Source organism: Streptomyces sp. NPDC058051, from assembly GCF_042885475.1.
Taxonomy (GTDB): Bacteria; Actinomycetota; Actinomycetes; order Streptomycetales; family Streptomycetaceae; genus Streptomyces.
In genome coordinates, this window is record NZ_JBHVRW010000045.1 from 21,837 (window position 1) to 41,502 (window position 19,666).

Sequence of the window (19,666 nt, forward strand, 5' to 3'; positions counted from 1 at the left end):
TATACAACCCCATGGGGGCACTGTAGCGCACCACGAAGCGGCGGCCCGCACGGTCGACAGGCGCCGCTCCCGCGAAGGACGGCTGTCTCGCCGGCTAGACAGCCGGCGCCCGCCGCACCGCGATCCGGGCAATCCGGGTGGCCCTGCGCCGGCTGTGTCATTGGTACGGTGTGCAACGCAATCGCCTGCGAAATTCAATTGAGTCACCCATTTCCGACCGGCGTTCCGGTGCGAAATTACTTACCCGCTCAGAGATACGGTGACGTCGGGCCGCCGCGCATTGATGTCCTTTCCTTTCGCGGTTTCTCAGGCATGCCTGCCGCCGCATTCCCTGACCACTCGAACCTGGAGGGAGTTCGTTGACCATGACGCGACGCAACGACCAGGTACCGAGTGAATGGAACGACACGGCGCGACCCGTGCCCGCGCTGACCCTGGCGGAGCTGCCCCAGGCACAGGCGGCCCGTACCCCCGAAGCGGTAGCGGTCGTCGCGGGCTCCGTTACGCTGACGTACCGGCAGTTCGACGCCGCGGTGAACCGCCTCGCGCACCGGCTGACCGCCCATGGCGCCACCGCCGAGCGGTTCGTCGCCGTGGCCCTGCCCCGCTCGGTGGACTTCCTGGTCGCCGTACACGCGGTGGTGAAGACCGGCGCCGCCTACCTGCCGGTCGAGCCCGGCCTGCCCGACGAACGCATCCGGCGGATGATCGCCGAAGCCGACCCGGTGTGTACGGTCACCACGGCCGAGACCGCCGGACGGCTGCCCCGCGCCGCCGCGCCGTTGCTGGCCCCGGGCGACGACCTCGCCAACGACGGACCGGACAACCCGGGTCCGCCCAAGGTCGACATCCGCGGCGGCCACCCCGCCTACCTCATCTACACCTCCGGCTCGACGGGCGCCCCCAAGGGCGTCGTCGTACCGCACTCCGGCATCGTCAACCGGCTGGCCTGGATGTCCGCGCAGTACCCCCTGTCGTCGGAGGACCGGGTGCTGCACAAGACCCCGGCCGGGTTCGACGTGTCGGTGTGGGAGCTGTTCTGGCCTTTGCAGAACGGCGCCGCACTGTTGATCGCGCGCCCCGACGGGCACAAGGACCCGGGCTACCTGGCCGAACTGATCCACGAACAGCGGATCACCACCGTCCACTTCGTGCCCTCCATGCTCGCGGAGTTCCTTGAGCACGACGCGGCGCGTGCGTGCACCGGGCTCCGCAGGGTCATATGCTCCGGCGAGCCGCTGCCCGCCGAGCTGGCGCGCCGCTTCCACGCCCGCCTTCCAGGCGTGCACCTGTTCAACCTCTACGGGCCCACGGAGACCAGCGTCGACGTGACGCACTGGGCCTGCGAGCCAGGAGCGGCCACAGTCCCGATCGGGCGGCCGGTCTGGAACACCCGCATGTACGTCCTCGACCCGGACCTGCGGCCCCTGCCGCCCGGAACGGCCGGCGAGCTGTACGTGGCGGGCGACCAGCTCGCCCGCGGCTACCTCCATCAGCCCGGCCTGACCGCACAGCGGTTCCGGCCCGACCCGTACGGTCCTGACGGCAGCCGGATGTACGCGACCGGAGACATCGGCCGGTGGCGCGCGGACGGCGCGATCGAGTACGTCGGACGCGCCGACCGCCAGGTGAAGCTCCGCGGCCACCGGATCGAACTCGGCGAGATCGAGGCCGCGTTGGCCGCCCGTACGGGCATCGCCCAGGCGGTGGTGGTGCTGAGCGACGACAAGCCGGGCGGGCCGCGCCTGATCGCCTACGTGGTGCCCGAGCGCGGCGCCTTCGAGGGCTCGGCGGCCCTGCGCGGCCATGCGGCCGAGATCCTGCCCGACTACATGGTCCCCAGCGTGGTCGTACCGCTGGACAGACTGCCGCTCGGCCCCAACGGGAAGCTCGACCACGCCGCCCTGCCCGCCCCCGACACCGGTGTGGACTCTGTGGCCCCCCGGGACGGGGTCGAGGAGCTGGTCGCCGGTGTGTGGAGCGAACTGCTGGGCGTGCAGCGGGTGGGGGCCTTCGACGACTTCTTCGAACTGGGCGGTCATTCGTTGCTGGTGACCCGTGCGGTGTCACGGCTGCGCGACGTGCTGAGCGTGGAGATACCGTTCGGGACGCTGTTCGAGGCGTCGACGGTGGCGGGCGTGGCGGAGGTGGTGTCGGATCTGCGGCGTGGCGGCGGAGGGGACGTCCTCCCGGCCGTCGAGCCGCGTACCGGCGGCGCGGTGGTGCCGCTGTCGTTCGCGCAGCAGCGCATGTGGTTCGTCCATCAACTGATCCCCGACAATCCGTTCTACAACCTGCCCGCCGCATACCGGATCCGCGGCCCGCTGGATGTGTCGGCACTGCGGGAGGCGCTGTCGGGCGTCGTGGCCCGGCACGAAGTGCTGCGCTCGGTGTTCACGGTGAACGAGCACGGCATACCGGAGTCGAAGGTGCACCAGGCGGGCCCGATGGAACTGCCGGTGGAGATCCCCGCCGGCGCTTCGGAAGAGGAACGGGTGGCCGAGGCAGGCAGGCTCATGGGCCGGTTCGCCTCGCAGGTGTTCGATCTGGAGCACGGCCCGGTGCTACGGGCCGTACTGGTGCGGCTGGGCGCCGACGACCACGTACTGGCCGTCGTGGTGCATCACCTGGTGGCTGACGGATGGTCGGGCGCGATCCTCAACCATGAGCTGGGCAGCCTTTATGCGGCACGGCTGGAAGACCGGCCCGACCCGTTGCCACCGCTGCCCGTGCAGTACGGCGACTACGCCCTGTGGCAGCGGCACGTGTTCGGCGAGCGGGAACTCGCCGGCCAACTGGCGTACTGGCAGCAGACCCTGCGAGGCGTCGAGCCGGTACTGGAACTGCCGACCGATCGAACGCGCCCTGCGGTGTCGACCTATCGCGGCGGCGTCCGCGTGTTCGCCCTGCCCGCAGACGTCACCGACAAGCTGCGGGAGCTGGCACGCGCCGAACGCGCCACGCTGTTCATGGTGCTGCTGGCCGCGTTCGACGTGCTGCTGGTCCGCTACACCGGCCGGACGGACGTGCTGGTCGGCACCCCCGTGGCGAACCGGCGGCGGCCCGAACTGGAAGGCATGGTCGGCTTCTTCATCAACACCCTGGTACTGCGCGTGGACTGCTCCGGCGCCCCGGCCTTCCGCGAACTGCTGAACCGGGTACGGACCGCCACCCTGGGCGCGTACGCCCACCAGGACGTGCCGTTCGAGCACATCGTCAGCGAACTCGGCATCCGCCGTGACCTCCGCCACAACCCCCTCGTCCAAGTGATGTTCCAACTGCAGAACACACCGCACGAGCAACTCCGGCTGAGCCGTACCGAAACCACCCTGATGGATCTCAAGGTCCCTGTCTCCACCCGGTTCGACCTCGAAGTGCACCTCCAGGAGACCGCCACCGGCGAGATCGAGGGTCGGCTGGTCTACGACCTGAGCCTGTACGACCCGGAAACCATGCGGGACTTCGCCGAAACCTACCGTCGGCTGCTCCAGCACGTCGTCGCCAAGGAGGAGGGATAGGAATGGAACCTGACGACATGTCACTGTTCTCCGTTCCGATGCTGACGGCCACGGAGCGGCGCCGGATGCTGGTCGAGTGGAACGACACCCGCGCCCCGTTCCCGGCCGACCGTACGGTGGCCCGCCTTGTGGAGGGACAAACCGCGGCGACGCCCGGCGCACCGGCCATGACCTGCGGCGACGAACACCTCAGCTATGCGCAGCTCAACGCGCGGGCCAACCAGCTCGCCCGGCACCTGAGCCAGTTCGGCATCGGACCGGAGTCCGTCGTGGCCGTCTGCCTGCCCGGCGGTGTCACCGCGGTGGCTGCGATGCTGGCGGTGCTCAAAGCGGGCGGGGCGTACACGCTGCTGGACCTCGCCTCCACGCAACTCCCCTCGGCCGATGCCCTGGTGACCCAGGAGAGCCTCGCGAAGGCTCTCCCGCCGCACGACGTCCGGGTGATATGCGTCGACACCGACGCTGAGACGATCGACGGCCACCCGGAGACAGACCTGGACACCGAACCGGACCCGCGGAACCTGGCTTACGTCGCCCACGAGTCCGGTGTCGAAGTGCCGCACCTCGTGCTGACCCGCGCGGCCTGCGGAGTGCCGGACAGCTGGGCCGGCGCTGGTACGGCGACGGTCACCCTCGGCGCGGCGGGCGCGGTCGAGATCTGGCAGTCGCTGGTACGCGGCGCCCAGGCCGTCCTCGTACCCGGCGGCGTCCCGGCCGCCGTCGACAACGCCGCGGTGCTGTCGGCCGTACCGCTCGCCGACCTCGTCGAGACCGCGCCCGCGAGCCTCGGCGGGGCGTCCCACCTGGTGCTCACCGGCGAAGCCACGCAAGCGCAGCCGGTCGCGGCCGCCCTGGAGCACCACCCCGGCCTCCGGATCCACATCGCCTACGGCGCCGCCGAGGCGGGCACTCCCGTCGCCGGCCACGACCTCCCTGGCAGCCCCGACCCCGACCGGACGATCCCGATCGGCCGCCCGCTCCCCAACACGACTATGTACGTGCTCGACGACGAACTGGAGCCCGTCCCGCCCGGTGTGCCGGGCACCCTGTACCTCGGCGGGCTGGCCGTGGCGCGCGGATACCGCGACGATCCGGTCCGGACCGCGCGCCGCTTCATCCCCGACCCGTTCAGCGGCACCCCCGGCTCCCGGCTGCTGCGGACCGGTACGCGAGCGCGTCACCTCTCGGACGGCACCGTCCAGCTGTTGGCCCGGCCCACCGCCCCGGCCCGGGACGAACCAGCGCAGGCGCAGGCGCAGGTGCGGGCAGCCGCCGAAGCCGAACAGACCCTCGCCCAGATCTGGGCCGACGTCCTGGACCTGGACCTCGAACAGGTCACAGTCGACGACAACTTCTTCCAGCTCGGCGGCGACTCGATCATGTGCATCCAGGTCGTGGCCCGCGCCGGACGAGGCGGCCTCACCATCACCCCGAAGGACTTCTACACCACCTCGACCCTCGCCGAACTGGCCGCCGCCGCCCGCCCGGCGACCGACGCGGTGATCGGCACCGTATGGGGTGAAGCACCCCTCACCCCGATACAGCACTGGTACTTCGACGAGATCACCGACGAACGCGACCAGTTCGCCCAAGGCCACTTCAGCGACCTGGCACCGGACACCGACATCGCACTGCTGGAAGAGGCACTGGCGCTCGTACTGCGCCACCACCCCACGCTCGGCTCCACGTTCCGCATGGCCGAAGGGCAGTGGCTCCAGGACATAGTCGAGGGGCCTGCCCGGATCGAGCTGCCCAGGACGCACGCCGAATCCGCGGAACCCGAGCGGTGGCGCGAGACCCTCACCGCCGTCGCCGACGAACTCGGCCGCGCCCTCGATATCGAGACCGGCGACCTCGTCAAGGCCGCACTGGTGACCGGCGGCCCAAACGGCCGGCGCGTGCTGGTGTTCGTGGTGCACCACCTGGTCATCGACGCGGTGTCCTGGGGCATCCTCTTCCAGGACCTGGAGACCGCGTACCAGAGCCTGGCGGCAGGCCGGAACCCGGAACTGGTGGAGACCACCGCATGGCATACGTGGACCCGGGTGCTGCACGACTACGCCCGCGAGCCCGCGCTCCACGACCAGCTCGGCTTCTGGTGCGACCAACTCGCCGACTGCGAGGTGCCGGTGGACGCGCCGGAACCGGTGCCCGCGGCCACCGAGACCGTCACCACCACGCTGGACACGGACGTCACGGCGGCGCTGCTGCGCCAGGTACCCGCCGTGTACGGCACACAGATCAACGACATACTGCTGGCCGCCTTCCTGCGCGTGACGGCACGCTGGACGGGCCGCCCCGGCATCTGCGTCCACCTGGAAGGCCACGGCCGGGAAGACCTGTTCGACCAGGTCGACATCTCCCGTACCGTCGGCTGGTTCACCAGCATGTTTCCCGTCCGGCTGACCGCGCCCACCGGCGCCGGCACCCGCGAACTCATCCTGGCGGCCAAGGAGAGCCTGCGCGCCGTGCCGCAGCGGGGCTTCGGCTACGGTGCGCTGCGCTACTGCGCCGACCCCGGCATACGCTCCCGGTTCGCCGGGCTGCCCACGCCCGTCATCCGGTTCAACTACGTCGGGCGGCCAGGAGCGTTGCTGGCGGGTCAGACCCTACGGCCCGCGCCCGACCGGCACCTGCTGCCTGCGGCCCCCAACCGCCGCTCCCGCAGCGACGGAGTGCACCAACTGGAGATCAACGCCGGGATTGGGCGGGACCGGTTCGGCGCACAGTGGACCTTCAACCCCTACCGGCACCACCGGGAGACCGTACAGCGCCTGGCCGATGACTACGCCGCCGCGCTGCGCGAGATCGTCGACCACTGCTCGGCGGCGACACCCGAACGATCAGCACGGGACCTGCCGCTGTCCGGACTCGGCGACTCCGATGTCGCGAAACTCATGGACCGGCTACGCCGGCGCGGGGAGTGACGAGATGAAATTCGACGCCGGAAACGTGGAGGACGTCTACGCCCTCACCCCCCTCCAGCAGGGCATGCTGTTCCACTGCCTGCTGGAGCCGGACGCCGGCCTCTACGTGACGCAACAGCTGCTGGTCATCCGCGGCCAGGTCGACGTGGCCTCCGTCGAACGGGCCTGGGACGCGATCGTCGCCCGGCACGCGACGCTGCGTACCAGCTTCGAGTGGGAGGGCCTCGCACAACCGGTCCAGGTGGTGTGGCGCGAGGTCGACTACACCCTTGACCTGCGCGACCTGCGCGACCTGCCACCGCAGGCACAGGAGAAGGAAATCGAGGCGTATCTGGCCGCCGACCTGGAAGGCTTCCGTGACCTGCCCGCCGCACCCCTGTTCCGCGGGATGCTGTTCCAGCTCGCCGACGACGTGGTCCGCAGCGCGTGGTCGTTCCACCAACTGCTGCTGGACGGCTGGAGTGTCCAGAAAATCCTGGGCGAGCTGTCGTCGGCGTACGTCGACGTACGCGCCGGCCGCGCCGTGTCCCTGCCCCCGGCGCCCCAGTACCGCAGCTACCTGGAGTGGCTGGAGACCAGGACGAAGTCCGGCGGCGCCGAGGAGTTCTGGAAGCGGACGCTGGCCCGCTACCAGCCGGCGAGCATCCTCGGCAGCGCGGGCCGCCCACAGCACACCGGCGCCAGTCGGCGGATCACCGTCGACGCCGCCGACTACCAGGCCCTTCGCCGGTTCGCCGGCGACTGCCGCGTCACTCTCAACACCGTGGTGTCTGCGGCATGGGGTCTGCTGACCGGCGCGTACTCCGGCACCCGCGACGTGGTCTTCGGAGCGAGCGTCGCCGACCGGCCTGCCGAACTCCCCGACGCCGCGGGCATCGCCGGCGTCCTGCTGCGCACCGTGCCGGTGCGGGTACGGGCGGACGGCGACCAAACCGTCCGCGCGTGGCTCCAGGCGCTGCAACTCCAGCAGGCCGAGGCCCGCGAGTACGGCGACGCGACGCTCACCGACATCCAGAAATGGGCCGGCGTCGAACGCGGCAGCGCCCTCTTCGACACCATGCTCGCGTTCGAGAACTTCCCACTGGCGCGGGAGAACGCCAACAGCGGCTTCGACATCGAGGACATCGAGTTCCGCACCAAGGCCAACTACCCGCTCGCCCTCGTCGTCGTCGCTGACGAGGAACTTCTACTGACCCTGCGCTACAGCGCCGAACTGTTCGACGCCGACGCCGTCGACCTGCTGGCGACCCGTCTCGGCGAGGCGCTGCGGGCGGTGACCGCAGACCCCGACCGGCCGCTCGACGAAGTCGATGTGCTGACCAGCGCGGAACGCCGCCGGCTTGCGGTGGACTGGAACGACACCCAGCAGGAACTCCCCGGCGCCCGCACCCTGGTGGAGCTGTTCGAGGCCCGGGTGGCCGCAGCGCCCGACACCGAAGCGGCCGTATGCGGCGACGAGCGGCTCACCTACGCACAGCTCGACGCACGGGCCAACCAGCTCGCCCGGCACCTGCGCGAACTCGGCGTGCGGTCGGACGACGTGGTGGCCCTCTGCCTGCCCCGGGGCATCGCGGCCGTGGTGGCGACGCTGGCCGTACTCAAAGCGGGCGGCGCGTACACCCCGCTGGACACGGCCTATCCGCCCGCGCGGCTCGGGTTCCTGCTGAGAGACACCGACGCCCGCGTCCTGGTGACCGAGTCGGGCCTCACCGACCACCTCCCGCCGCACGGCGCGCGGACGGTGTGCGTCGACGCCGACGCCGAGATCATCGCCGGTCACCCGGAGTCCGACCTGGACACCCGGCCCCGGCCGGAGAACCTCGCCTACGTCATCTACACCTCCGGCTCCACCGGCGCCCCCAAGGGCGTCGAGATCCCGCACAGCGGCATCGTCAACTACGTGACCTGGTGGGCCGAGCTGACCAAGGGCCGGGGCGCGGGCGGCGTCTCCCACTACAGCCCGGCCTTCGACACCACCGTCCGCGACACCTTCTGCCCGCTGGTGTCCGGGGAGACCCTCCACGTCCTGCCCGAGCAGGTCCCGTCGGTCTTCCGCGAGGTTCAGCGCCGGACGGGTGGACAACGGCTGTCCTACCTGAAGGTGACACCGTCCGAACTCGCCTCCGCCGCCGAGGGCCTCACCGCCGACGACCTCGCACGGTCCACGGCCGTCCTGCTGGTCGGCGGGGAAGCGGTCACCGCGACGCCGCTCCTCGACACCGTCATCGCCTCGCCCGACATCGCGCTCGCCCTGCACTACGGACCCACCGAGGCGAGCGTGGGCTGCACATATACCTGGATCGACGATCGGGCCGTGTTCGATGGTGGCGTGCCCATCGGCAGGCCGATCCCGAACATGCGGATGTACGTCCTGGACCCCGGCATGCGCATGGTCCCGGTCGGGATGCCCGGCGAGCTGTACATCGGGGGAGTCGGCCTCGCCCGCGGCTACCGGGGCCGCCCCGGACTGACCGCGCAGCGGTTCCGGCCCGATCCGTTCGGCGCGGCGCCCGGCGCCCGGCTGTACCGCACCGGCGACCTGGTCCGCCACCGGCCGGACGGCATGCTGGAGTTCCTCGGCCGCCTGGACCACCAGGTGAAACTGCGCGGCCACCGGATCGAGCCCGGCGAGGTCGAGGCCGTACTGGCCCGGCACCCGGACGTCGCGGGCACAGCCGTCCTGCTGCGCGAGGACACCCCGGGCGCCCAGCGCCTCGTGGCGTACGTGGTACCGGACGGGGACCGGCTGGACGTGACCGAGGTCCGCGCGTATGCCAAGGCCGAACTACCCGCGCACATGGTCCCGTCCGTGGTCATGCGCATCGACTCCCTACCCCTCACCCCCGGCCGCAAGATCGACCGTTCCCGGCTGCCACGCCCGGACGATACCCGCGCGAACTCCGGTACCGGTTTCGTGGGCCCCCGCGACGCGGTGGAAGAACTGGTCGCGGGCGTGTGGAGCGAGCTGCTCGGCGTGGAAGACGTCGGGGCCTTCGACGACTTCTTCGAACTCGGCGGCCACTCACTGCTGGTGACGCGTGCCGTGTCGCGGCTGCGCGATGTGTCAGGGGTCGAGGTTCCCTTCGGGGTGCTGTTCGAAGTGTCCACGGTGGCAGGCGTGGCGGAGGTGGTGTCGGATCTGCGGCGCGGTGGCGGCGGGGAGGTACTGCCGGCCGTCGAGGCGCGGACCGGCGGCGCGGTGGTGCCGCTGTCGTTCGCGCAGCAGCGCATGTGGTTCGTGCATCAGCTGATACCTGGCAACCCCTTCTACAACCTGCCTGCCGCGTACCGGATCCGCGGCCCGCTGGATGTGCCCAGCCTGACAACGGCACTGTCGGGGGTGGTGGCCCGGCACGAGGTGCTGCGCTCGGTGTTCACGGTGGACGAAAACGGCACCCCGGTGTCGAAGGTGCACCCACCGAACCCCAATGACCTGCCCGTCGTGCAGGTCGCGGGCGGTTCCGAGGTGGAGCGCGTGGCGGAGGCGACACGGCTCGTGGGCGAGACCGCCTCACAGATGTTCGACCTGGAGCGGGGCCCGGTGGTACGGGCGGCGCTCCTGCGACTCGGCGCTGAAGACCACGTACTGGTCGTGGTGCTGCACCACATGGTCGCCGACGGATGGTCGGCCGCTGTCCTCAACCGCGAACTGGGCACCCTGTACACGGCTTCGCGGGACGCCGGCCCGGATCCGCTGTCGGCGCTGCCCGTGCAGTACGGGGACTACGCCGTATGGCAGCGACAGGTCTTCGGCGAGCAGCAGCTGGCGGGACAACTGGCCTACTGGCAAACGGCATTGGCGGACGTAGAACCCGTGCTGGAGCTGCCGGCCGATCGGGCACGGCCGGCGGTGTCGACGTACCGCGGTGGGGTCCGCGTGTTCGTTGTGCCCAGAGACCTGACCGACGAGCTGCGGGAGCTGGCCCGCACCGAACGCGCGACCCTGTTCATGGTGCTGCTGGGCGCCTTTGACGTGCTGCTCGCCCGCTACACCGGCCGGTCGGACGTCGTCGTCGGCACCCCCGTGGCCAACCGGCGGCGGGCCGAGCTGGAGAACCTCATCGGCTTCTTCATCAACACCCTGGCGCTGCGGGTCGACTGCTCGGGTGAACCGTCCTTCCACGAACTGCTCGGCCGGGTACGGACGGCGACCCTGGGCGCGTACGCCCACCAGGACGTGCCGTTCGAACGCGTGGTCAACGAGCTGGGCATCCCCCGCGACCTCAGCCGCAACCCCCTCGTCCAAGTCGGTTTCCAACTGCAGAACATGCCCCGTGTCCCACTGCGGATCCCCGACGCTTCGACGACGCTGTTCCTGACCGACCGGCTCACCACACACCTCGACATGGAGGTCTACCTCTCGGAGATACCGCTCGACGCACGGCTCCCCACCGAGACCGAGTGGGGCGCCGTCGGCGTTCCCCAGGACCAGATCCAGGGCGGACTGCTGGGACAGATCGTCTACAGCACCGACCTGTTCGACGCCTCCTCGGTCGACCAGCTGATCGCCCACTTCCGCACGGTCCTGCGGGCCGTCGTGGCGGACCCCCAGCGCGCCGTTCATGACATCGACGTTCTCACCGACGCCGAGCGCCGCCGGCAGATCGTGGAATGGAACGACACCCGCCTGGAGCACACCGACACGACGACCGTGACACGAATGTTCGAGGACAGGGCGGCTGCGGCGCCGGAGGCCGAAGCGCTGGTGTGCGGTGGCGAACGCCTCACCTATGCGCAGCTCAACGCGCGGGCCAACCAGCTCGCCAGGCACCTGAGCGAACTCGGCGCGGGACCCGAAGTGGTGGTGGCCGTCTGCCTGCCGCGCGGGATCACGGCGACGGTCGCGATACTCGCGGTGCTCAAGTCCGGCGGCGCCTACGCGCCGATGGACCCCGAACACCCGGTCGCACGCCTCGCACACACCCTGCGTGACAACCGTGCGCACATCCTGATCTGCGAACAGTCCCTCGGCGACGTCCTGCCGCCGGACACCCCACACACCGTGTGGCTGGACACCGAGGCCGAAGCCATAGGCAGCCACCAAGACACGAACCTGACCACGTCCTCCGGCCCTGACGACCTGGCCTACCTCATCTCCACCTCCGGCTCGACCGGCACCCCCAAGAACGTCGAGGTGCCCCACCGGGGGCTCACCAACCTGGTCAGGGCACAGGGGCGGCTGTTCGGTGTGGCCACCACCACACGCTCGGCGAACGCCTTCGGCCCCGCCTTCGACGCCGCCGTCTCCGCGACACTGCTGCCCCTGACCCACGGAGGCACACTCTGCCTCCAGCCGGCCGGCGAGTTCCGCTACGGCGACGACCTGGCCCGCCACCTGCGCGCCCACGACATCAGCACACTGCACATACCCGTCTCGGTCCTCAAGACCGTCCCCGAGGGCGACTTCCCGGCGCTGCGTGCCATCGGCACCGGAACGGAAGCGGTCACCCAGGGCCTGGTCAGCCGCTGGTCCGGGTCGACACGCCTGTTCAACGCCTACGGGCCCACCGAGACCACCGTCGTGTCCGTGATGGGCCGGTGCACGCCCGAGATGGCGGACCGGCGCTCGGTACCGATCGGCCGCCCGATCGACAACACCACCTGCTACGTCCTGGACCCGGACATGCGCCTGGTCCCGGCCGGAGTGCCCGGCGAGCTCTACATCGGCGGCGTGGGGGTGAGCCGCGGCTACCGGGGCCGCCCCGGGCTCACGGCGCAGCGGTTCCGGCCCGATCCGTTCGGCGCGGCGCCCGGCGCCCGGCTGTACCGGACCGGCGACCTGGTCCGCCACCGGCCGGACGGCATGCTGGAGTTCCTCGGCCGCCTGGACCACCAGGTGAAACTACGCGGCCACCGCGTCGAACTCGGCGAGATCGAGGTCGTACTGGCCCGGCACCCGGACGTGGCCGACGCGGCGGTACTCCTGAGCGAGGACGCGCCCGGAGGCCGGCGCCTCGTCGGGTACGTGGTCGCGAGCGGCGGCCGGCTGGACGTGGCGCACGTCCGCGACTTTCTCAAGGCGGAGCTGCCCGGCTACATGGTCCCCTCCGTCCTTGTGCAGGTCGACGCGATACCGCTGACAGGTAACGGCAAGGTCGACCGCGACCGTCTCCCCGAACTCAAAGGCGTACGGCCCGACTTGACGACCGGATACGTGGCGCCGCAGGGCGCGGTGCAGGAGGCCGTCGCCGCCATCTGGGGAGAGCTGCTCGGCCTCGACCGGGTCGGCGCAGGTGACGACTTCTTCGAACTGGGCGGCCACTCCCTGTTGATGGTGCGGATGATCTGGCTCATCCGCCAACGCCTGCACGTGGAACTGCTGTTCGCGGACGTGTTCGAGGCGCCCACCGTCGCCGAACTGGCGGAGATCATCCAGGACGACCTGGCCGCGGCAGGGGAGCCGTCACCGGAACAACCGGAACAACCGGACGGACAAGAAGGGCCGGAAGGGCCGGGAGAGCAGTAGCCGCAGTGTTCGCGACAGGAGGTAGCGGATGGAACCCGAGCAGGAGCCGGCGCCCCAGCGGCGATACCGGGTGGTGGTGAACGACGAGGAGCAGTACTCGATTTGGCCCGTCGGCCGGGAACTGCCCGGCGGCTGGCGCGCCGAGTCCTTCGAGGGCGCAGAGGAGGACTGCCTCACCCACATCGACCAGGTGTGGACGGACCTGCGTCCACGCAGCGTCAGATGACACGGCCGCTTGCACGGCCACGCGCAGCAGCTGTCAGGAAGAGCGCACGAAGGGAAGCACGATGAGCTCCGCACCGATCACGACCTACGCTGTACGCGACTGGCTCACTGAGCTGATCGCCTCCTATGTGGAACTGCCCGCCGAGGAGATCGACCCGGACACCGGCATCGTGGAGTACGGAATCGACTCCATGTACAAAATGGAGATGGCTCTTGCCATCGAGGAGCAGTACGGGGTGACCGTCGACCCGAGCAGCCTGCGCGACGCCCCGACGATCAACGGGATCGCCGTGAACGTCACCGCCCTGGCGTCCGGAGAGACGAAGAACCAGCTCATCCAGCCATGACCGGCACCTATCCGCTGTCGGCGGGCCAGGAAGCACTGTGGCTGATGTTCCGGCTCGCGCCGACCAACACGATCTACAACGGCATCACCGCCTTCCGGGTGCACACGCACCTTGACGAGAACGTGCTGCGAGAGGCGATCGGGCGCACCGCCGACCGCCACCCGATGCTGCGCTCCTCGTTCCACGACGGCGACGAGGGGCCGTACCGGATCGTGGAGGACGGCCGCCTGCCCGAACTCGACGTACGGAGCTGCGCCGACGACAGCCAACTGCGCGCGGAGGTCGACGAATTCGCCGCTCTGCCGTTCGCCCTGACCTCTGACCTGCCGTTCCGGTTCCTGCTCCTGCGCGCCGGGGCGGCCGAAGCGGTCCTGGCGGTGGCGTCCCACCACATCGCGACGGACGCGACGGCGCAGTTGGTGATCCTCGGCGACCTCCTCGGCATGTACACGGCACAGGCCACCGGTACCCAGCCGCGGCTGCCCGCGATGCGGGCCACCTACGAAGAGTTCGTCGAGGAGGAACGCGCCCGACTGGACCCCGCACGCCACCCGGAGTCCGCCGAATTCTGGCGAAAGCTGTGCCTGCCGCTGCCACCCGGCGCCGAACTGCCGACCGACCACCCCCGCGAGGTGGGCACCGCTGTCTCCAGCGAAGTCCACGAAGTGATCTTCGACGAAGGCTCGGTCAAGGACATCCTCGCCGCAGCGCCCCGCGAGGGCGTCACCCCGTTCTCGTACCTGTTCGGCATGTTCCAGGTCCTGCTGCACCACTGGACCGGCGAACAGGACTTCCTGGTCGGCTACTCCAGGTCGGAACGGTTCCACCCGAAGTGGAGATACGTGGTCGGGCTCATGGCCAACACCCCGCCGTTCCGGGCCCGGCTGACCCCCGACATGACCTACCGCGAGGTGTTCGCCGCGACCGACGACCAGATCGGGCAGGCGATGGCCCAATTCAGCTACCCCTTCGCGCTGCTGCCCAGGGTGCTGAACGCACCCAGGACACCGCGCAAGTCACCGCTGTTCCAAGTGCTCTTCAGCTATCTGGCCCAGCAGCACATCGGCTTCATCGGCCGACCTGACACCCCCGACGAGGGCTACGCCCGGATCGGCGGCATACCGGTCTCCGGCTTCCCGGTCACCCGGCTGACACTGAGCAACTTCGACCTCACCTTCGAGATCGTGCAAGCGGGGAACTCGATGAAGATCGTTCTTGTCTACCGGCCCGACCTCTTCGAGCGCTCCACGATGGAACGGCTCGGCGCCGACTACCAGCACCTTCTGGCCGAAGCGACACAGGACCACAACCGAGCCGTCGCCCACTGACCACCCCGGAGCGCTGAACATGACGCAACCACCCGGCAACGCCATCGCGGTCGTCGGCCTGGCCTGCCGTTTCCCCGGCGCGCCGGACCCCAGGGCGTACTGGGAACTCCTGCGCGCCGGCGGCGACGCCGTCACCGACATCCCCCACGACCGCTGGGACACCCAGGGGATGCCCGACCCGCCCACACCCGGGAGGGTCAACGCAGGGCGAGGCGGCTTCCTCGACCAAGTCGACCGGTTCGACGCCGAGTTCTTCTCGATCTCACCGCGCGAAGCCGCCGCCATGGACCCCCAGCAGCGGCTGATGCTGGAACTGAGCTGGGAAGCGCTGGAGTCGGCCGGAGTGCTCCCCGAGCACCTGCGCGACACCCGCACCGGAGTGTTCGCCGGCGTGATGTGGGAGGACTACGCCAAGCTCAGCCAACGGCACGGACCGGACACACTCACCTCCCACAGCACCGCCGCCCTGCACCGCAGCGTCATCGCCAACCGGGTGTCCTACTTCCTCGGACTCCGCGGCCCCAGCCTCACCGTCGACACAGGGCAGTCCTCGTCCCTGACCGCCGTGCACCTCGCCGCCGAAAGCCTGCGCAGCGGTGAGTCGACCATCGCGCTGGCCGGCGGCGTCAACTTGCTCCTCGCGCCCGAGACCCACACCGTGGTGGCCAACCTCGGTGCCATGTCCCCCGACGGACGCTGCTACACCTTCGACGAGCGCGCCAACGGCTTCGTCCGCGGTGAGGGCGGCGGAGTTGTCGTCCTCAAGACACTCGGACGCGCCCTCGCCGACGGCGACCCGATCCACGCCGTCATCCGCGGCAGCGCACTGAACAACGACGGCGCGACCCCCGGCCTCACCGTCCCCGGCGAAGCCGCCCAACAAGACGTGCTGCGCCAGGCGTACCGGCAGGCAGGGATCCGTCCGCGCGACGCCCAGTACCTCGAACTGCACGGCACCGGCACGGCGGTCGGCGACCCCATCGAGGCAGCCGCGGCCGGCGCCGTCCTCGGCGAGAACCGGCCGGCGAACACCCCGCTGCTCGTCGGATCCGCCAAGACGAACATCGGCCACCTCGAAGGCGCAGCCGGCATCGCCGGCCTGCTCAAGGTGATCCTCAGCATCACACACCGGCGGATCCCGCCCAGCCTCAACTACCGGTCCCCGAACCCGCGGATCCCCCTGGATGACCTGGCGCTGCGCGTCCAGACCGAACTCACCCCCTGGCCGCGCGACGACAAGCCGCTGGCCGCAGGCGTCAGTTCGTTCGGCATGGGCGGAACGAACTGCCACATCGTCCTCACCGAGGCTCCAGCGCGCACACCCTCCGCCATGGCCGTCACGAAGCCGACCGCCGACGCGGAACTCGTACCATGGCCGATCTCGGCGCGCAGCCCGGCCGCGTTGCGCGCCATGGCCGAACGGCTCCACACCTTCGTACTCAACGAGACGGAGCTGGATCCGTACGACGTCGGCCACTCACTGGCGACCACCCGAACAGCCTTCCCACGCCGCGCCGTCGTCCTCGGCACCAACCGCGACGAACTCCTCGACGGGCTGCGCGCGATCAGTGATGGGACGAACGCGCCCAACGCCGTCACCGGAGCGGGGGCCGCGACTGCGGGGAAGACCGCCTTCGTGTTCACCGGCCAGGGCTCACAGTGGCCGGGGATGGGCCGCCAGCTGCACGCCGAGTCACCGGTGTTCGCCCAGGCCATGGACGACGTCCTCGGCCACTTCGAAGCCGGCCTGCGCGAGGTCATGTTCGCCCACAAGGGCTCAGCCGAGGCCCACCTGCTGCACCGCACCGCCTACACCCAGGCCGCGCTGTTCGCGTACGACGTCGCGATGTACCGGCTCGTCGAGTCGCTCGGCTTGACCCCCGACTACCTGGTGGGGCATTCGATCGGTGAACTCAGCGCCGCCCACCTCGCCGGCGTCCTCACCCTGCCGGACGCCTGCCGCCTGGTCGCCGCCCGTGGCCGCCTGATGCAAGCGCTGCCGGACGGCGGCGCGATGACAGCGGTCCGGGCGAGCGCCGACGACGTACGCCCTTACCTCTCCGAGCAGGTCGCGCTCGCCGCAGTCAACAGCCCCGTCTCGGTCGTCATCTCCGGCCCGGAACAGCCGGTGCGGGATGCCGCCGACCGACTCCGCGCGGCCGGTCACGACACCTCCGCCCTGCGCGTCAGCCATGCCTTCCACTCCCCGCTCATGCGGGCCATGGTCGAGGAGTTCCGGGAGGTGGCAAGGTCTGTCAGCTACTCCGCGCCGACGATCCCGATCATGTCCAACCTCACAGGCGACATCGCAGCGGCCGACCACATCAGCACCGCGGACTACTGGGCCGACCACGTCGAGCACACCGTGCTCTTCCACGACGCGATCACACGACTCACCGAGCGGGGCGTGACCCGCTACCTGGAGATCGGGCCGCGCCCGGCGCTCAGCCCCGCGATCGGGGAAACCATCGCGGGGGAGGGTGGTGACCATGCGGAGGGTGGTGGCTCGGCGGACGGTGCAGGCAGTGCTGCTGTTGCCGGCCGTGCGGGCTTGGTCGCGACCACGTCCCGGAGTGACGACAGCGGCCTCCGCCGCGTCCTCGTCGCACTGGCGACCCTGCACAACGACGGCGCCCAGATGGACTGGACCGCCTGGTTCGGCGGCCGGGGCAAGCCGGCGGAACTACCCACCTACCCCTTCCAGCGCGAACGCCACTGGCTGGACATCCCGGCCTCGGCCCCGGCGCCGCGACCCGAAGCCGGCGACGCGAAGTTCTGGGAGTACGTCGAACAGCACGACCTCGAAGGTCTCGCCGACACCCTGGAACTGAACGGTGACGACGGCGGCGAAGAAGCCATGCTCGGTGATCTCCTGAGCCGGTTGCGGAGCTGGCGGCGCCGCGAACGCGCCCGGTTCACGATGGACGGGCAGCGGTACCGACCGCGCTGGAGCCGGCTCGTCGAAGCCAACGCACCGCAGATCGCGCCGGGCACCTGGCTGGTGGTTGCCCCGGCCGGGCCGCACCCGGAGGGACTGGTACACGCCTGCCTGGCGGCAGTGGAGAACGCCGTGCGGGTGGAAGGGGTTCAGGCGGCCGTCGAACACCTGCGTTCCGGTGCGGCAGCCGGGATCGCGGGTGTGCTGTCGCTTCTCGCCTTGGAGGAGGGAACGGCCCGGTGGGATGAAGCACACCCGGGGGAGGACGCAGCCCGGGGGGAGGGTGCTGAGGACGACCTGGACGGGGGAGTGGCCGGAGCGGTGATGCTCCGGGACGCCGTCGCGTCCGCAGACACGCAAGCGGCGCTGTGGCTGGTCACCGCCGGCGCGGTCGAGGTACCGGGTGTGGACCGGGAAGTCAGCAGGCCGCTACAGGCACAGCTCTGGGGCGCCCAGCTGACCAACGACACCATCCCGGGAATCGTGGACCTGCCGGAAAACACCGACGAGCGCACCGCGACAACACTCGCGGCCGCGCTGCGCGGTTCCCTGGCCGAAGGCCGAGGCCGTATCGCCGTACGAGCCACTGGGGCGTTCGGATGCCGCTTCGAGCGCATGCCCCGCGCCGACACCCCTGAACAGGTCTGGCAAACAGCGGGCACTGTGCTCGTCACCGGCGCCGACCAGGTTCCGGGCGTACCCGAACTGGTGCACTGGCTGGCGCGCCGTGGCGCCGAGCGGATCATCCTCGCGGCGGACGGCAGCGCCGCGAGACTCGAAGACATCGCCGGTGAGGACATCGCCAGTACGGACGCAGAGGTACTCGTCGCCGACTGCGATCCGGCGGACCGGGAAGCCCTTGGCACACTGCTCGCAGCGGTGCCGGACGCACGGCCACTGAGCGCTGTACTGCACGCAGTGGACGCATCGGCCGACCGAAGCGACCAAGTACGGGCCATCACCAACCTGAACGAACTCACCGCTGACGCGGCGGCGTTCGTCCTGCTGTCGCCGGTGGCTGACGGCAGCTCCGACGACCTGTACGGCGGCGCCGTAGGCGCCGTGAGCGCCTTCGCAGCCGCCGTCACACGGCAGCGGCGTGCGACAGGCCGGCACGCGCTGTCGGTGACTTGGCGGCCTTGGACGACGGATCCGGTCACCGGTGGTCGGCGCCCGGAGGTCCGTACGCCGATGGATCCCGGGTTGACCGTGACAGCGTTGCAGGACGGTCTGGACCGTGACGACGACGTGGTCGTGGTTGCCGATCTGGATCGGAACCTGGATGGGGACCTGGATCGGGATCGAGTTCGCGCTGCGGGGGCCGCGGCCGCGGCCGTGCCGGAGGAGATCGCCGGGGCGAACGAGGAAAGCCTCCGTGGTGTTGAGCCGCTGGTGCGTGCGCAGGCTGCCGCTGTCCTCGGTCACTCGCAGACCGAGAACGTCGATATGGGGCTCACGTTCAAGGAGCTGGGCTTCGACTCACTGATGTCGGTCGAGTTCCGCGACCGGGTGGCTGCGGCCAGCGGTGAGCGCTTGCCGGCGACGCTGGTCTTCGACTATCCGACGCCGGAGGCCGTCGCGAACTTCCTGCGCAGGCAACTGGGCGGGGAGCGGGAGCCGGTCCGTGTGGAGAGGCCCGCTGCGGGCGGCGGCGACGACGATCCGATTGTGATCGTGGGGATGGGGTGCCGCTACCCGGGTGGCGTGACGTCGGCGGAGGACCTTTGGGACCTCGTGGTCTCGGGCACGGACGCGGTAGGAGACTTTCCGTCCGACCGGGGCTGGGACATCGAGAGCCTCTACCACCCGGATCCGGATCGGGCGGGTACGTCGTATGCGCGGGAGGGTGGCTTCCTGGAGGATGTGGCGGGTTTTGATGCGGGGTTCTTCGGGATTTCGCCGCGTGAGGCGTTGGCG

The 19,666-nt window shown here is 70.3% G+C and carries 7 protein-coding genes; all 7 read left to right on the forward strand.

The features are described 5' to 3' along the window. Positions 1–365 precede the first annotated feature (365 nt). Positions 366–3,518, forward strand: a complete 3,153-nt coding sequence (locus ACFVUT_RS36410; RefSeq protein WP_389660613.1) for an amino acid adenylation domain-containing protein — start codon at positions 366–368, stop codon at positions 3,516–3,518. A 2-nt stretch (positions 3,519–3,520) separates the two neighbouring features. Continuing rightward, a complete protein-coding gene (locus ACFVUT_RS36415; protein ID WP_389660615.1) occupies positions 3,521–6,445 on the forward strand; it encodes a condensation domain-containing protein in 2,925 nt (974 codons plus the stop codon). A gap of 4 nt (positions 6,446–6,449) precedes the next feature. Beyond that, positions 6,450–12,911 (forward strand): amino acid adenylation domain-containing protein, encoded by a 6,462-nt coding sequence (locus ACFVUT_RS36420; RefSeq protein ID WP_389660617.1) that lies wholly within the window; start codon positions 6,450–6,452, stop codon positions 12,909–12,911. Between the two features lie 28 nt (positions 12,912–12,939). After that, complete coding sequence (locus tag ACFVUT_RS36425; RefSeq protein ID WP_389660619.1) at positions 12,940–13,137, forward strand: MbtH family protein; 198 nt, start codon at positions 12,940–12,942, stop codon at positions 13,135–13,137. Between the two features lie 61 nt (positions 13,138–13,198). After that, on the forward strand, positions 13,199–13,483 hold the full coding sequence (locus tag ACFVUT_RS36430) for an acyl carrier protein (protein WP_389660621.1): 285 nt from the start codon (positions 13,199–13,201) through the stop codon (positions 13,481–13,483). After that, the gene (locus ACFVUT_RS36435; protein WP_389660623.1) at positions 13,480–14,811 is read left to right on the forward strand and encodes a condensation domain-containing protein; all 1,332 of its coding nucleotides are present in this window, start codon (positions 13,480–13,482) and stop codon (positions 14,809–14,811) included. Before ACFVUT_RS36430 ends, ACFVUT_RS36435 begins: the two co-directional genes overlap by 4 nt. A 19-nt stretch (positions 14,812–14,830) precedes the next feature. Then, positions 14,831–19,666 (forward strand): beta-ketoacyl synthase N-terminal-like domain-containing protein (locus tag ACFVUT_RS36440; protein ID WP_389671130.1); only part of this gene is annotated, 4,836 nt, incomplete at its 3' end.

Coding starts and splice junctions, on each gene's coding strand:
- ACFVUT_RS36410 (WP_389660613.1), top strand. CDS start 366: ATGACGCGACGCAACGACCAGGTACCGAGTGAATGGAACGACACGGCG.
- ACFVUT_RS36415 (WP_389660615.1), top strand. CDS start 3,521: ATGGAACCTGACGACATGTCACTGTTCTCCGTTCCGATGCTGACGGCC.
- ACFVUT_RS36420 (WP_389660617.1), top strand. CDS start 6,450: ATGAAATTCGACGCCGGAAACGTGGAGGACGTCTACGCCCTCACCCCC.
- ACFVUT_RS36425 (WP_389660619.1), top strand. CDS start 12,940: ATGGAACCCGAGCAGGAGCCGGCGCCCCAGCGGCGATACCGGGTGGTG.
- ACFVUT_RS36430 (WP_389660621.1), top strand. CDS start 13,199: ATGAGCTCCGCACCGATCACGACCTACGCTGTACGCGACTGGCTCACT.
- ACFVUT_RS36435 (WP_389660623.1), top strand. CDS start 13,480: ATGACCGGCACCTATCCGCTGTCGGCGGGCCAGGAAGCACTGTGGCTG.